This is a genomic window from Photobacterium panuliri (genome assembly GCF_059920555.1).
This window is the reverse complement of sequence record NZ_CP197192.1, coordinates 796647-812165: the sequence shown is the minus strand read 5'-3', so window position 1 is coordinate 812165 and position 15519 is coordinate 796647. Positions and strand designations below refer to the sequence as shown.

The 15519-nt window shown below is 49.4% G+C and carries 11 protein-coding genes, 1 tRNA gene and 2 rRNA genes; 7 read left to right on the top strand and 7 right to left on the bottom strand.

Annotated elements, in window-relative coordinates:
* Positions 1–5 precede the first annotated feature (5 nt).
* Positions 6–395 carry a rhodanese-like domain-containing protein gene (locus ACSF8X_RS04055; protein ID WP_500850749.1) on the top strand — a complete coding sequence of 130 codons (390 nt, stop codon included), beginning with the start codon at positions 6–8 and terminating at the stop codon, positions 393–395.
* A gap of 43 nt (positions 396–438) precedes the next feature.
* Here the strand turns inward: ACSF8X_RS04055 and ACSF8X_RS04050 are convergent, their stop codons facing one another.
* The 3 genes from ACSF8X_RS04050 to tamA are packed head-to-tail and all read right to left on the bottom strand — an operon-like array spanning position 439 to position 6257.
* Positions 439–795: a gamma-glutamylcyclotransferase family protein gene (locus ACSF8X_RS04050; protein ID WP_500850748.1), complete on the bottom strand. Its 357-nt coding sequence runs from the start codon at positions 793–795 to the stop codon at positions 439–441.
* 6 nt (positions 796–801) lie between these two features.
* Entirely contained in the window at positions 802–4539 is a 3738-nt protein-coding gene (gene tamB / locus ACSF8X_RS04045) for an autotransporter assembly complex protein TamB (protein WP_500850747.1), read from the bottom strand.
* The gene (gene tamA / locus ACSF8X_RS04040) at positions 4536–6257 is read right to left on the bottom strand and encodes an autotransporter assembly complex protein TamA (protein WP_500850746.1); all 1722 of its coding nucleotides are present in this window, start codon (positions 6255–6257) and stop codon (positions 4536–4538) included. The genes tamB and tamA overlap by 4 nt, the downstream gene beginning before the upstream one ends.
* 167 nt (positions 6258–6424) lie before the next feature.
* Between tamA and msrA the strand changes: the two genes are divergently transcribed.
* A complete protein-coding gene (gene msrA / locus ACSF8X_RS04035; RefSeq protein WP_500850745.1) occupies positions 6425–7048 on the top strand; it encodes a peptide-methionine (S)-S-oxide reductase MsrA in 624 nt (207 codons plus the stop codon).
* 17 nt (positions 7049–7065) lie between these two features.
* Here msrA and ACSF8X_RS04030 read toward each other — a convergent pair whose 3' ends face one another.
* Complete coding sequence (locus ACSF8X_RS04030; RefSeq protein ID WP_047880966.1) at positions 7066–7275, bottom strand: DUF1107 domain-containing protein; 210 nt, start codon at positions 7273–7275, stop codon at positions 7066–7068.
* Between the two features lie 289 nt (positions 7276–7564).
* Here ACSF8X_RS04030 and ACSF8X_RS04025 point away from each other — a divergent pair, with 289 nt between their 5' ends.
* The 5 genes from ACSF8X_RS04025 (at position 7565) to ACSF8X_RS04005 (ending at position 11644) form a co-directional block, all read left to right on the top strand.
* Entirely contained in the window at positions 7565–8116 is a 552-nt protein-coding gene (locus ACSF8X_RS04025) for a YtfJ family protein (protein WP_500850744.1), read from the top strand.
* A 425-nt stretch (positions 8117–8541) separates the two neighbouring features.
* A complete protein-coding gene (zrgA, locus tag ACSF8X_RS04020; RefSeq protein WP_500850743.1) occupies positions 8542–9162 on the top strand; it encodes a zinc uptake protein ZrgA in 621 nt (206 codons plus the stop codon).
* 46 nt (positions 9163–9208) lie between these two features.
* A complete protein-coding gene (locus ACSF8X_RS04015) occupies positions 9209–9898 on the top strand; it encodes an ABC transporter ATP-binding protein (RefSeq protein WP_500850742.1) in 690 nt (229 codons plus the stop codon).
* Positions 9898–11157: an ABC transporter permease gene (locus ACSF8X_RS04010; RefSeq protein ID WP_500850741.1), complete on the top strand. Its 1260-nt coding sequence runs from the start codon at positions 9898–9900 to the stop codon at positions 11155–11157. The genes ACSF8X_RS04015 and ACSF8X_RS04010 overlap by 1 nt, the downstream gene beginning before the upstream one ends.
* Before the next feature lie 4 nt (positions 11158–11161).
* Positions 11162–11644: a DUF3299 domain-containing protein gene (locus ACSF8X_RS04005; protein ID WP_500850740.1), complete on the top strand. Its 483-nt coding sequence runs from the start codon at positions 11162–11164 to the stop codon at positions 11642–11644.
* A gap of 535 nt (positions 11645–12179) precedes the next feature.
* Here ACSF8X_RS04005 and ACSF8X_RS04000 read toward each other — a convergent pair.
* From ACSF8X_RS04000 to ACSF8X_RS03990, 3 genes are all read right to left on the bottom strand, one after another.
* Positions 12180–12256: transfer RNA gene (locus ACSF8X_RS04000), tRNA-Asp, on the bottom strand.
* 65 nt (positions 12257–12321) lie between these two features.
* Positions 12322–12437, bottom strand: a 5S ribosomal RNA gene (rrf, locus tag ACSF8X_RS03995).
* A gap of 119 nt (positions 12438–12556) precedes the next feature.
* Positions 12557–15447: ribosomal RNA gene (locus ACSF8X_RS03990) — 23S ribosomal RNA — on the bottom strand.
* Positions 15448–15519: the final 72 nt, after the last annotated feature.

Below are 15519 nucleotides of genomic sequence, written 5' to 3'. Positions count from 1 at the left end.
CTCGCATGTTAAAACAATTTTCCATACTGACCGTCCTCGCCGTTAGCCTCGTTGCAGGCACAGCCCATGCCGAAACCGTCTCGGCCCACCAGTTCTGGCAACTACACCGTTCTGCCGAAACTGGCAATCCTATGATTGTTGACGTGAGGAGCAACGAAGAATACCTCGCAGGCCACTTGCCCAATGCCGTCAATGTCCCCTATGACGAAATTAGCAAACTCATCAAAATAGCCCCGGACAAATCGCAGGCTATTTTTCTCTATTGCCATTCCGGACGCCGGGCTGCCATCGCAGAAACCGAACTGTCAAAATTAGGCTATAGCCAGTTATACAACGGGGAAAGCTACCAAAAATTGCTCTCAGCGATGCCCAGCCAACCCTATACAAAAAACTAGCGCATATAAAAAAATCCCCTTCCTAAAAGGAAGGGGATTTTCACTATCCGCTACGCTGGCACCAATCTCCGCCGGGGATCAACGGAGCGCCATCGACTGGCTGGGCATAATGATATAGCCAAGCCTCCCCAAATGGCGTCGCAATCAGGATCCTACCGTACAGGCGGGGATACTCTTCCAACTCATCGAGTAATGCCAATGTGCTGTCATCAACCTGATAGACCTCTCCCATCAATGCCCCGCCATCCGGTCCGGTTACCACTGCCGGATAACTCCCCAGATGGTAAAGCAAATAGCTCCCCGGCAGGCGGCACTCTCCTAAACAGTCAGCGCCTGCCAACCAATGATGGTTTGACTCTCCCTGTCGCAAGGTGCCGTAGACAAAAACGTTGTGCACCATTTCTCCTTAGTTGAATTCGAACTGGTAAAGCAAGTCGACAGCACTATCCAATCCCGATACGACCTCAACATAGAGATCTTTCATCAGGCGGTAACGCACGGTGAACTCACCAATCGAGTTAAATATTCCGACACCGTATTTGACCTGTAGCCCCGGGGCAATATAACCGCTGATCGTCACCTGCGAATCCTGCCCTGAACCCGCCGTATCCAGCGCCAAATCCTGAATACCGAACGCTTCGCCGACATCACCAACTAGCTGGCCACTTTGTGCCAAGCCCATGCTGATTAGTGCCATTGTCATTGCATCACCGCTGTCTGATTCGCTGTCCAGATCGCGCCCACGCAGAATATAAGACAGGGCATTTTGCTGCGGCATGACCGGATCCGAGAAAATATCGACCTTCGGCTCATCCGCAGGCCCCGTTACCCGGATCCCGGCAATCACATCATCTTCGATATTGTCAGGGTCGCGAATCGCCTCAATTGACAAATAAGGCTGATCCGCAGGACCATTGAACAATATCTGCCCTTTGCGGATCACCAGCTCTTGGGCAAAGGAACGATAAGTACCGTCACGCAAGTTGATCTCGCCGTACACCAACGGTCCCTTGTCGTTCTGACGGACATTCAGATCACCCACCAGCCCAGATTTAAGGCCGAAAGCGGAAAGCTTCACGTCATCGCCAATCCTAACCAGCACATTGGTTTTGATCTTAAACGGCATCGTGCTTTGGGTATCAACTGGCTTCAGGTCCGGGCCGAGGATAACCTCGTCTTTGGACACCGACACGGCGGATTCCGGCAACTGATCTACCGTGATCCGCCCCCACGGAATTTCAACCTTGCCGGTGATCTCAGCTTGCTTCGGCTGGGCGGTAATCGTCAGATCCGGTGAAACCTTCACGGCAACCATCGGTGGGACATTCACTTCCAACTCTCGCCCATTGACCCGCAGCTTTGTCCGCCACGCTTTGAGATCCTGCCAGTCGCCTTCACCGCTCAGTGACAGATCGCCATCTGGCGTCACGACTTTGCCCTGTAGCCGAGCCTGATAACCTGCGAACGTCGCTGTGATATCGGCTTTGTCTACATCCAATGGCACCGTCTTACCCTGCGCCTTGACATCGGTCACCTTGAGCAAACCGTTAACTGCAGGATGCAATATCGGACCGCTAACAGACAGATTGGCATCCACCTGGCCGGCAAAATCATGGTAATCCGCAAGCAGCGGCTGCAAGAAACCCAACATGAAACGATCAAGTTTCACATTACCTTCAATTTGCTTATCACCGGTCAGTTGGGTCACCGTTGCCCGGCCGGAGAAATCACCATTGTCCCGAACAGCAACCAACCAGTCGGCATTGAGGACATCATTTTGCATCAATGCATTAAGCGTCACTTTATCCCAGCCCACACGTACCGGATCGGCCTCAGGATCCAATTGCTGGGTCAACGAACCTGGCGGCATGCTCACCTGCGCGTTGAGGTATGGCGCTGAATCCGGAGCCCACACGGCCTCGACATTGGCCCCGACCGCCCCCTTGAGGGCGATGTCGGAAGGCAGGTACGGCTTGATTAAATCAAACCCGAATCCCTTAAGGGCGACTTTGGCCCGCCCACTGGCACCGGCAGACAAATTTTCCTGCAGGCACAAGGAGGCACGGTCTTGCTGCCAACAATGGGCAGCAACTGTCGCAAGCTGAGAATTTAGCTGATAGCCGATAGCTGTTGGTCGGTTCAATCGCCAAGGGCCAATAGGCGTCTCAATTTCGCCCTGTTGCAGTACCCCCTGCCAGCCTTGCTTGGGATCGAATACCCCCGCCAACTTCAGTACCGTACTCACAGGCTCAGCCTGCATGTCCAACACTAACTGATGACTCGCTTCGGTTCCGGAAAACTGCAGTGCCAGAGTTTTCAAGTTAAAAGTCTCGTACTGACCCTTGGCAGCCCTGACGGTAAGATCTGCATTCAGAACAGGCATCGGTGACACTTTGCCTGAAATTTCCAGCGATGCCAGAGAAGCCAAATCCTGCCAACCTAATTGCTTGCCATCCAAAACCAGATCAAGCTCCGGCTCTGCCATTTTGCCTTTGACCGATACCGTACCGGCCACTTCACCTTTCAGGCCGGGTACCGACTGGCTGAGATCGGGAGCATTGATGCTTGCCGCCATGTCCCAATCACCGTCCAGTTGCCCTTTAGCCGTCAATCCGTTAGGACCATGCTTTAGAGACAAGCCTGTAGTACTCAGGGCCAGTTTACCCTTACCGCTCAAGTCTTTGGCATCTAACTGACCGACCAAATCCAGCGGTTGCGACATCACAATCCCGTCGACCGCCAATTCGGGAAGTTGAACATACCAGCCACCTTTTCGTGTTAACCCTCCCGAAGTCTTCAGCTTGCCGCTTAAATCCCCCGGTACATCCGGCCATTCTAAGCCCGGCTGAATATGGGAAAAGGCCAACTGCCCCTGCCAATTGACGAGATCCTTCCAACTGGCACTGGCTTGCCCGGTCACGGTTCCCCCCAAGGTTTCAAGCGCTAGCTTACTCAAAGAGACATCATCCAATGAGCCCTTACCCACAAGGCGGGCCTTCACCTTAGGCATAGGTACACCATCGACCGTACTGTCGAGTTTGAAACGGTACCCTTTTAGATCACCACTGGCCGTCAGAGCCGAGGCGTTCAGGGTAAATTCCGGCTTGTTGGTAAGCGGCCATTGTAAATGCTGGCTTTTCAATGACAGATCAAACGGCAGCTCAGGATCAAGCGGTGAGAGTGTCCCCTTTAACAAGGCATCGAGGGTTCCGCTCAACCGGGCATCCAGGACCAGCGTTTTAACGCTCCCCGATGCCTTTACATCAAGATGATGGCCCGACAAGGGCTCCATGGCGACATCAAGGCCAGCCTTGAGCTGCAGCGGATAATCCCCCGCCAGTTGTATCTTGGCCGAGGCATCCAGCTTACCTTGGGGTACATTCAGCTGAATCCGGTCCACCGTCACATCACTGCCCTCCGCCTTAGCGATAAGATCAAGCAATGCAACCTTCTGGGCGTTTTCCCCTTCCAAGCTAAAATCTGTCACGGTAAAGCGCTCAACAGAAATACCCAGCGGCAAAATAACGTCCGGCAACTCAATGGCCTGTGGATCACCCGCGGTACTGGACGATGGAGTACTCTCCGCATCACTTTTCGCCAGTGCTAACGTTATCGAATCCCATACAGTTGGTTTGAGTATCAACTGATTGCCAGATAAGGTTGCGGCGCTGGAAAAATGCTTCCAAGCAACTTTGTTACCCAAGATATCCAATGAAATATCGTCCAGCACCAAGCGATCAAGGCTAATTGGGATCGGCATGGAAAACGGCGTACTCGGCTCATCAGGCGCAGTTTGCGACTCCTCGCTGCTTGGCGGCAATGTCGGCATAGCAAACGACAATCCAGCAATCTCAACCTGACGCAGGCACACTGCAGGCTGCAGCAAACATTGATCATCAATATCCAGGACGAGACGCTTGGCTGAGAGATCCATCCCTTGGTCTTGGTAAGCAACGCCTGACAGCGAGAAGCCTTGCAACAAACTACCGTCGCTCTGCTCTATGCTCAGTGCTGGCAGTGCTTTTTCTGCTCCCCATATTGCGATTTTCACCCCGGCCGGCGTGTACAGCAGCGCAGCCAATGCAATAACCAAAAACAACAGCAAGGCAAGAACAGCCAATGATAAACGCTTTACCCAAATCATAACTCTGGCCCTAAAACGAAGTGGATCTGAAACTTGTCTGTCGGCTTGTCCAGCCCCCAGGCAAAATCAAGCCGGACAGGGCCTACCGGCGAAGCCCATCTCACCCCAACACCGGCACCAGCCAGCCAATCAGGGCTGTCATTCCAAGATGAGCCGTAGTCGTAAAACACAGCCCCCCACCAGTCGCCGTAAACTCGGTACTGGTACTCAAGGGTAGAGGTCACCATAAAGCGCCCGCCCTGAAGTTGACCTTCTTGGTCTTTCGGGGCGATCGACTCATAGCTGTATCCCCGCAAGCTGTTATCACCACCAGCAAAAAATCGCATGGACGGCGGAACATCTTCAATTTTGTCAGCAATCACTGCCCCGCCATCAACCCGGAAATACCCCCGATGGTTATCCCCAAGGGTACGGATCCAAGCCGAACGCCCCCGGAATCTGGCCAATTGCGTATCAGAGCCAAGAACCGGATCGGAATACTCAATCGAGATAAGCTGCTTGTCCCCCCAGGTCGGCATAGCACCGCCACGAATTCGGGTTTTATCGTAGCTGATCCCCGGGATCACCATCTGGAGCAAGCCCTCTTCGAGGGCACCCTGCTTGTAGTCTTCATAAAGCAAACGCAAGGAGGCGATCCGCTTCCACCCCGACTCCAAGCGCCAATGCCGCTCAAGCCCCAAGTTGTATTCGGTACTGATGGTGTCATGGCTATCGACATAGCGGATCCCCCCGATAACTTGGTAGTAGTCATTGAGGACATCATCGAGAGGAATTTTATAGGTGGCTTCTATCTTCGGCTGAGACTGTGAGATTTCGGTTTTGACGTTAAGGCTATGTCCGGCGCTATTTAGCCATGGCTTGCGCCAGTTCAGCTTCAATCGTGGCCCCACATCGGTGGAATAGCCGATACCGGTTTCAACAAGATTACGGACCTGTGGTGTCACAACGACGTTTACCGGAACTTCGCCGTCTCCCAAATGATTGACATCACCACCGACAAAAATAGATGAAAACCACCCCACATTGGACAAACGCTGGTTGAACTCCCCCAACGTCGAAGCCAAGTAAGGATCCCCCTCCTTGTAGGGGAGCAGGGACTCGAGTCGATCTTGGTCTATTTGGCTACCGGAGAATGTTGTTTCACCGAAGTTGTAACGAACACCGCCAGCAAAATCGATGATAATGAATGCTTCATTGAGGCTTGGGGCCACTTCCATCTTGCTCGTGACCAATTCGGCATCAAAGTATCCCTTACGCAAAGCCAAGCTACTTAGCGACGACTTCAACGATTCATATTTTCCATGGTTGAGGGTCTGCCCCAACCCCAACCCGCTATTTCTGACCAAAGACAAAAAATCTGGATCATCTTTTGCCATACCTGTTATTTGGATATTGCTCTTGGCAATTATCGTTTTGGGGCCAGGGGCCACCTCAACCAACAAAAGGGTATCACCGTCATCACGCTGTTCAGTTATCGTGATTGTAGGGTTATAACGTCCCAGTGCCTTAAGTGCATTGCGGATCTCACCCTCGAGCTGCTCGCGAAAACGCAGCGAGGTGTTGTAATCCCCTTTGGGGATAGCTGATATATATGCTTCAACGTTTTTTTCTAGGCTTCCCTTCAACCCCTTTACTTCTAATGAAGTCTTCGCATTTGCGGGGGAAATGGCCATAAGCGCGGCAACAATAAAACCTGAGCGCAAGACTGTCTTATTCATTCAATGGTTACTTCGTTAGTAGCAAGCTTTATTATCTTTATGAGCACTATTCATTCTGACAAACCCCTTCTCAACTGCCAACCTTTTGCCAACAAATCAGCCAAGATTGAATCTCATAACCAATTACACTACTTTGGAAGCACGACCAAAGAGAGAAGGATACGACAATGTCTGTGAGCAAACTCACTATGCCGACGGCCGAAACCGCATTGCCAGGAAGAGATAATCCAATACTTCCAAGCTGTCACCATGCCGTGAACGGCACAGACCTATTGGCACCTCCCCCTGCCAGCATGGAAACACTCATTGTTGGCATGGGATGCTTCTGGGGAGCGGAACGGCTTTTCTGGAAACAGGCTGGTGTATACAGTACATCGGTTGGATACAGTGCTGGATTTACTCCAAATCCAACTTATCAGGAAGTATGCAGCGGGCAAACTGGCCATGCCGAAGTTGTCAGAGTCATCTATGATCCCACGATCATTTCACTTGATAGGCTCTTAAGGCTCTTCTGGGAAAACCACAATCCCAGCCAAGGCTTCAAACAGGGCAACGATGTAGGTAGCCAATACCGCTCCATCATATTGACTCACTCCCTCGAACAGTACCAAATCGCCCAGAGCAGTATGGAGCACTACCAGCATGCATTGGGGCACACGTCCATCACAACTCAAATTCAACCAGCCCAAGAGTACTATTTGGCTGAAGAGTACCACCAACAATATTTGGCGAAAAACCCAAATGGCTACTGTGGATTAGGAGGAATTGGAATCTGCTTCCCGCCAAACTAGCCTCTCATTTTCAGCGCCTATACCGCCTTGGCAGCAAGTAACTGGATCTCTCGATTAACCTCCGTGAGAACATTTAGTGCTCTCTTGTCTTTTCGCTTGGGCGGCAATAGGCGCCCGCAGTCGAACTCAAATCCCCCGACCCCTGTAATAAATACCCGCCCTCTAAAATAGCTTTTAACATAACGGGCAACTTGATTCGGTCTGTATTTTTTAAACACTCTTAGCATAAGCCCCTCACCAATTCCTTCTTACTATAGACCGCCTTTTCATACTTTGAGTTCGCCTAAACGGTTTCTATGACACTTTTTTGACCAACTCAATACCAAAAGACAAACATCAAAAAAATATCTAGAGATAAAAGAAGCAATAAGCCTGCCATATCACTTTCACCGATAAGCTCAATGATGCATTCGTCATCGCAGCGTGATCTGATTCATATCCCTAAAACTGGTTAAACCAGATTGGTACATTTAATCTAAGATAATGATACCTCTACAAAATCATGGAATAACAAGAATGAACAAAAAAACACTGTTGTGCTTACTTGCAACCCTGCTTCCTTGCGCAGCCTTTGCTCACAACCTCAATGTCGGCCAACCCATCCCATCTGCAACTATTGCTGATAAAGGCGAGATCCTGATCAACAATGGTGATATTGCATACCAAAACTGGAGCACCGTTCAGTTAAACGGCAAGGTCCGGGTTATTCAGGCTATCGCCGGGCGCAGTGCCGCCAAAGAGATGAATGCTGAGATGATGGCGGCAATTACCGCCGCGAAATTCCCATCAGATAGCTATCAAACAACAACCATCATCAATCAGGATGATGCTATTTGGGGAACAGGCAGTTTCGTTAAATCGTCGGCCGAAGATAGCAAACGGGATTTCTCATGGTCCTCCATGGTACTTGATGCTAACGGTACTGTTCAAAAAAACTGGGAACTTCAACCAGAGAGTTCAGCGATCATTGTATTAGATAAAAACAGCACTGTACTGTTTGCTAAGGAAGGGAAGCTCGGCAACAACGACGTAGAACAGGTTATTGCTATCGTAAAGCAACACTTATAATCCCGTCGTCTCTCAAAATAATTATCTTAAGCCATGATTTCACCAATTTGTAATGTTATATTATTACAGTGTTATCATGGCTTTTGAGCAGAGTGTGGTTAACAGAGGCAATCTACAAAAAAAAATAATATTTCTACTTATTAGCCTACTTATTTTGTTAGGGCCAATTGTGATATTGCACAAGCTAGAAGCAAGTGCTCACAACCATCATCAGGCATCATGCACGATCTGCCATATTATCCATGATGATACGCCCTCCCTTGGACAACACACACTATTCTCCGCTCAACAAACGGAATTCTTTCAGTTTCAGCGAAAGAGTCCTCACTCAAAATCAGCCTTTACGCCAACAGCTCGCTCGCCTCCTTACTCCCAACTATCCTGACGCTATCCCTGTCACCATAATTTTTACAAGGAGTAAGACAATGCCATACATGCAAACTGCTATATCTGTCCTAATCGCAGGCCTCACACTATCAACCGCACAAGCCGCTTCGCACGAGCACTCTTCTGAAGGCTTTCGCCAACATGATGCCCATGTACACGGTCACGTTGAACTGAACATAGCCCAAGATGGCAACCAACTGTTAATGGAAATCACCGCCCCAGGCGCTGACATCGTCGGCTTCGAACATGCACCGAAAAATGAAGCACAACATCAGGCCATGACGCAGGCCCAAATACAATTAAAAGCTGCCGAGCAATTATTCACATTAAACACTGAGGCTAAATGTCAGCTCACCAAGGTGAATATTGAACATTCGCTAAAGAATGCAAACCACAAAGAAGATGAGCATGAGCATGAGCATGAGCATGAGCATGAGCATGAGCATGAGCATGAGCATGAGCATCATGATGACAGCTCTCATGGCGAATTTACCGCATACTATGATTTCCAATGTCAGTCTCCGGACAAACTATCCATGCTAAAAACCCAATGGTTTACCGCTTTCCCATCAACCGAACATATCTCTGTCAACAGCCTAACGGACCGAGGGCAAAAAAGTGCTCAATTAAACAATTCCCATTCGGTTTTCCATTTTTAATACAAGTAATCAAATGAGGAGGCCCCCTCCTCATTTGGAGATCCTGATGCCTATTATCAATATCAATCAACTGACATTTAGTTGGCCAAAACAAAAGGCCCCTCTCCTTGATATTCCTGAACTAATGATCGAGAAAGGAGAAAAAATATTTATCAAAGGGCCAAGTGGCAGCGGTAAATCTACCTTGCTATCTCTGCTTGCCGGGATTAATACGCCAGACACAGGAAAAATAGAACTATTGGAGCAACCTTTCAGCCAAATGTCCTCAACGCACAGGGATAAGTTCAGAGCTGATCATATTGGCTATATCTTCCAAATGTTCAATTTACTGCCTTATCTATCAGTAACAGACAATGTATTACTTCCTTGTCGCTTTTCGCAACGCAGAAAACACAACATTACCAGCACGTTAAAAGAAGAAGCTAATCGCCTACTACAACAGTTACACCTTCCCCAAGAATATCTTCATCGACCTATCTCGGAGCTTAGCATTGGACAACAGCAACGAGTTGCGGCAGCTAGGGCATTAATCGGTAGGCCCAATATCCTCATAGCCGATGAACCTACTTCAGCGTTGGATCACAATAACAGAGAGGCATTCATCACCTTGCTTATGGATGAATGCGATAAATCAGGCATAACGCTTATCTTTGTCAGTCATGATGAGACATTAGAGCCCTTGTTCGATCGCGGCTACGACTTGAATACACTCAATCGCGCGGTAGGAGCACAGTAATGAATGCGATTATTCGCCTGGCTTGGCAAAGTCTCGCCAACCGGAAAACAACAGCCTTATTGACTCTACTGACAATTGCCATCTCCGTCACTCTTCTTCTCGGTGTGGAAAAAATAAGAACTCAAGCCAAATCGAGCTTTGCCAATACCATATCAGGCACTGACCTAATCGTTGGCGCTCGTTCCGGTCAGGTGAACCTCTTGTTGTATTCTGTTTTTCGAATAGGCAATGCTACCAATAATATTGACTGGGCAAGCTATCAGGAGTTGAGCCAACACCGCTCCGTCAACTGGACAATCCCTATATCCCTTGGGGATTCTCACCAAGGGTTTAGGGTCATCGGGACAAACCACTCTTATTTTGAACATTATCGATATGGGCAAGGTCAAGCTCTGAAATTTAATCAAGGCAAGCCGTTTGAAAATCTATTTGAAACCGTTCTCGGCTCTGAGGTTGCCAAAAAATTAGGATATCAAATCAACGATGAGATCATTATTGCTCATGGACTTAGCGACAAAGCCTTCAACAGGCATGACAATCTCCCCTTCACAGTTGTAGGTATACTAGCCCCCACAGGGACACCTGTAGATCGTAGTGTCCATACCTCCCTTGCAGCAATAGAAGCGATTCACGTCGGATGGGAAAGCGGAGCACGATTAGGCCCTACACCAGAAGCCGAGGCATTGAACCAAATAGATTTTGAGCCTAAACAAATCACCGCATTTTTTGTTGGCCTGAAGTCACGAATTCAAGCCTTCGCACTCCAAAGACAAATTAATACTTATAACGAAGAACCTCTTAGTGCAATTATGCCGGGAATTGCCTTACATGAACTCTGGGGAATGATGTCTCTTGCCGAGCAAGCCCTATTGGTGATATCTGGCTTTGTGGTTATAGCAGGGCTGCTCGGTATGCTAACAAGCATACTAACCAGTCTCAACGAGCGCCGCAGAGAAATGGCGATACTTAGAGCCATGGGAGCTCGACCTGGGCATATTTTCTTCTTACTCATTAGTGAGGCAACAGTACTCACCACCCTTGGGCTGGTTATCGGCACAGGGCTTCTCTATCTTTGTCTATACATAGGACAACCAATACTCCAAAATCAATTTGGGCTCTTTATTGAAATCAACCCACTATCTACACATGAATGGTATTTGCTAGGCTTGGTCCAATTGGCGGGATTCATTGTTGGTGTAATCCCTGCAATTCGTGCTTATCAGCACTCGCTCTCAGACGGAATGACAATTAAGGTTTAATCACATGAAGAAATGGTTGCTAGCTCTGCTGATCAGCATGCCTATACAATGTTTTGCGGAAGATGCTTTAACTCTCGATTGGCTCGATTTAATACCAGAGCAAGAACGTCAGATGTTTAACCAAAACCAAATGCCGGTTCTTAATCACGATGGAGAGAAAGCCAAACAAAATCTTATTGGTTCCGTCAGAAAGGAACTCAATGGTAGTAAAGTAAAAATTCCCGGCTTTGTGATCCCTCTAGAAGGCGATGATAAACGCATTACAGAGTTTTTACTTGTCCCATACTTTGGTGCATGCATCCACGTACCACCTCCACCACCCAATCAAATTGTTTACGTAAAATTTCCTCAAGGTGCCCCTATCCAAGAGTTATGGGATGTCATTTATGTCGTAGGGACGTTAAAAACCCACACCGTAAGCCACGAATTAGCAGAAACAGGGTACCTACTCGAGGGGTCGTCGATCGAAGAATATGATGATATGTAGCCACATAGCTTTCAGTAAAATAAAAACGAGAGACAGATCATCTTATAGAAAAACCCAGCCATAAGGCTGGGTTTCTTTTGTAAGAAATAAATCGAATGAACTATTGGGTAATAGATAAATAGCTAATTACAACCTGATCTCATTACGAAGAACGAATTCCAGAATCTAAAAGTCCTACAATGTCACCAAACATGCTCAGCTACAGCTTTCTACAACATAACTAACTGCAGGGAGCACATCCAACAAACTCCATGACCAAAGAGTGAACTTAATGTCGCAGACAACCTGTCTGGGGCACTTAGTCCGGGATTGCGCTCAAGCGGGGATCGATGGTCCGGCATTCGACGGGACGGCCATCCGACGCAAAAAGTGCGTAACACTTTTTCGGGAGCGTTAAACGTAAAAAAGCCCCAGTCTTTCGTCGCGGACAACCTGTCGGGACGCCTAGTCTTGGGCTATCCGGTCGAAGGGTGGACATTCAAAATTATTCAAATACAAAAAAGCCCCGCTATTTCTAGCGGGGCTTTCGAAAAAGTGGCGGAGCGGACGGGACTCGAACCCGCGACCCCCGGCGTGACAGGCCGGTATTCTAACCAACTGAACTACCGCTCCACACGGAGATAAAGATTTCTCTTTATCCGATACCTGTCGTTCAGAACAAGTATCTAATGTTTGAAGCCTGGCGATGTCCTACTCTCACATGGGGAGGCCCCACACTACCATCGGCGCTGTTACGTTTCACTGCTGAGTTCGGCATGGGATCAGGTGGGTCCATAACGCTATGGTCGCCAAGCAAATTCGTTTATCTGCCGCCTCTCGGCCGCAAATAGCAATCTGGGAAAGTCCAACTAGTTATCTCAAGCACTTCCATTCAAGTGCTCATGGAGTCCGATAAAACCCCTTGGGTGTTGTATGGTTAAGCCTCACGGGCAATTAGTACAGGTTAGCTCAACGCCTCACAGCGCTTACACACCCTGCCTATCTACGTCGTAGTCTCCAACAACCCTTCAGGATACTTATAGTATCAGGGATGACTCATCTTGAGGCTCGCTTCCCGCTTAGATGCTTTCAGCGGTTATCGATTCCGAACTTAGCTACCGGGCAATGCGTCTGGCGACACAACCCGAACACCAGAGGTTCGTCCACTCCGGTCCTCTCGTACTAGGAGCAGCCCCTCTCAATCATCCAGCGCCCACGGCAGATAGGGACCGAACTGTCTCACGACGTTCTAAACCCAGCTCGCGTACCACTTTAAATGGCGAACAGCCATACCCTTGGGACCGACTTCAGCCCCAGGATGTGATGAGCCGACATCGAGGTGCCAAACACCGCCGTCGATATGAACTCTTGGGCGGTATCAGCCTGTTATCCCCGGAGTACCTTTTATCCGTTGAGCGATGGCCCTTCCATACAGAACCACCGGATCACTATGACCTGCTTTCGCACCTGCTCGAACCGTCATTCTCGCAGTCAAGCGGGCTTATGCCATTGCACTAACCTCACGATGTCCGACCGTGATTAGCCCACCTTCGTGCTCCTCCGTTACTCTTTGGGAGGAGACCGCCCCAGTCAAACTACCCACCAGGCACTGTCCGTACCCCCGATAAGGGGGCGACGTTAGAACATCAACACTACAAGGGTGGTATTTCAAGGACGGCTCCACAGATACTGGCGTACCTGCTTCGAAGCCTCCCACCTATCCTACACATGTAGGGTCAATGTTCAGTGCCAAGCTGTAGTAAAGGTTCACGGGGTCTTTCCGTCTAGCCGCGGGTACGCAGCATCTTCACTGCGATTTCAATTTCACTGAGTCTCGGGTGGAGACAGCGTGGCCATCATTACGCCATTCGTGCAGGTCGGAACTTACCCGACAAGGAATTTCGCTACCTTAGGACCGTTATAGTTACGGCCGCCGTTTACCGGGGCTTCGATCAAGAGCTTCGCTTGCGCTAACCCCATCAATTAACCTTCCGGCACCGGGCAGGCGTCACACCGTATACGTCATCTTTCGATTTTGCACAGTGCTGTGTTTTTAATAAACAGTTGCAGCCACCTGGTATCTGCGACTTCCGATAGCTCCATCCGCGAGGGACTTCACCGTCAGAAGCGTACCTTCTCCCGAAGTTACGGTACCATTTTGCCTAGTTCCTTCACCCGAGTTCTCTCAAGCGCCTTGGTATTCTCTACCCGACCACCTGTGTCGGTTTGGGGTACGATTCCTTGCTATCTGAAGCTTAGAGGCTTTTCCCGGAAGCATGGCATCAATGACTTCAGCACCGTAGTGCCTCGACATCGTATCTCAGCCTTGAGATGGTCCGGATTTGCCTAAACCATCAGCCTACATACTTGAACCTGGACAACCGTCGCCAGGCCCACCTAGCCTTCTCCGTCCCCCCATCGCAATAGCAAGAAGTACGGGAATATTAACCCGTTTCCCATCGACTACGCCTTTCGGCCTCGCCTTAGGGGTCGACTCACCCTGCCCCGATTAACGTTGGACAGGAACCCTTGGTCTTCCGGCGAGGAGGTTTTTCACCCCCTTTGTCGTTACTCATGTCAGCATTCGCACTTCTGATACCTCCAGCGCCCCTTACAGGACACCTTCAGCGGCTTACAGAACGCTCCCCTACCCAATGTGAACAAGTCACATTGCCGCAGCTTCGGTGTATCGCTTAGCCCCGTTAAATCTTCCGCGCAGGCCGACTCGACCAGTGAGCTATTACGCTTTCTTTAAATGATGGCTGCTTCTAAGCCAACATCCTGGCTGTCTGAGCCTTCCCACATCGTTTCCCACTTAGCGATAACTTTGGGACCTTAGCTGGCGGTCTGGGTTGTTTCCCTCTCCACGACGGACGTTAGCACCCGCCGTGTGTCTCCCGGATAGTACTTACTGGTATTCGGAGTTTGCAAAGGGTTGGTAAGTCGGGATGACCCCCTAGCCTTAACAGTGCTCTACCCCCAGTAGTATTCGTCCGAGGCGCTACCTAAATAGCTTTCGGGGAGAACCAGCTATCTCCGAGTTTGATTGGCCTTTCACCCCTAGCCACAAGTCATCCGCTAATTTTTCAACATTAGTCGGTTCGGTCCTCCAGTAAGTGTTACCTCACCTTCAACCTGCCCATGGCTAGATCACTCGGTTTCGGGTCTAATCCTAGCAACTGAACGCCCAGTTAAGACTCGGTTTCCCTACGGCTCCCCTATACGGTTAACCTTGCTACTAAAATTAAGTCGCTGACCCATTATACAAAAGGTACGCAGTCACAGGACGAAGCCTGCTCCTACTGCTTGTACGTACACGGTTTCAGGTTCTATTTCACTCCCCTCACAGGGGTTCTTTTCGCCTTTCCCTCACGGTACTGGTTCACTATCGGTCAGTCAGGAGTATTTAGCCTTGGAGGATGGTCCCCCCATGTTCAGACAGGATAACACGTGTCCCGTCCTACTCGATTTCACTGTAAAGGCACCGTCGGCTACGGGGCTGTCACCCTGTATCGCCACGCTTTCCAGCGTGTTCGCCTAGTGCCAATTCAACTTAAGGGCTAATCCGGTTTCGCTCGCCGCTACTGCCGGAATCTCGGTTGATTTCTTTTCCTCGGGGTACTTAGATGTTTCAGTTCCCCCGGTTCGCCTCACAATGCTATGTATTCACATTGAGATAACTGCTTATGCAGCTGGGTTTCCCCATTCGGAAATCCAAGACTCGAGTGGCTCTTACTGCCTCGTCTTGGCTTATCGCAAGTTAGTACGTCCTTCATCGCCTCTGACTGCCCAGGCATCCACCGTGTACGCTTAGTCACTTAACCATACAACCCCAAGAGGTTTCGTATGTTCAAACAACCAAGGTTGTCTATCTGAGTTGTGATAGACGTTGTTTT

Excerpts from the sequence above, each read along its gene's own strand:
- ACSF8X_RS04050 (WP_500850748.1), bottom strand. The coding sequence starts at position 795 with ATGGTGCACAACGTTTTTGTCTACGGCACCTTGCGACAGGGAGAGTCA.
- ACSF8X_RS04005 (WP_500850740.1), top strand. The coding sequence starts at position 11,162 with ATGAAGAAATGGTTGCTAGCTCTGCTGATCAGCATGCCTATACAATGT.
- ACSF8X_RS04030 (WP_047880966.1), bottom strand. The coding sequence starts at position 7,275 with ATGCTAAGAGTGTTTAAAAAATACAGACCGAATCAAGTTGCCCGTTAT.
- tamA (WP_500850746.1), bottom strand. The coding sequence starts at position 6,257 with ATGAATAAGACAGTCTTGCGCTCAGGTTTTATTGTTGCCGCGCTTATG.
- ACSF8X_RS04015 (WP_500850742.1), top strand. The coding sequence starts at position 9,209 with ATGCCTATTATCAATATCAATCAACTGACATTTAGTTGGCCAAAACAA.
- tamB (WP_500850747.1), bottom strand. The coding sequence starts at position 4,539 with ATGATTTGGGTAAAGCGTTTATCATTGGCTGTTCTTGCCTTGCTGTTG.
- ACSF8X_RS04010 (WP_500850741.1), top strand. The coding sequence starts at position 9,898 with ATGAATGCGATTATTCGCCTGGCTTGGCAAAGTCTCGCCAACCGGAAA.
- ACSF8X_RS04055 (WP_500850749.1), top strand. The coding sequence starts at position 6 with ATGTTAAAACAATTTTCCATACTGACCGTCCTCGCCGTTAGCCTCGTT.
- ACSF8X_RS04025 (WP_500850744.1), top strand. The coding sequence starts at position 7,565 with ATGAACAAAAAAACACTGTTGTGCTTACTTGCAACCCTGCTTCCTTGC.
- msrA (WP_500850745.1), top strand. The coding sequence starts at position 6,425 with ATGTCTGTGAGCAAACTCACTATGCCGACGGCCGAAACCGCATTGCCA.
- zrgA (WP_500850743.1), top strand. The coding sequence starts at position 8,542 with ATGCCATACATGCAAACTGCTATATCTGTCCTAATCGCAGGCCTCACA.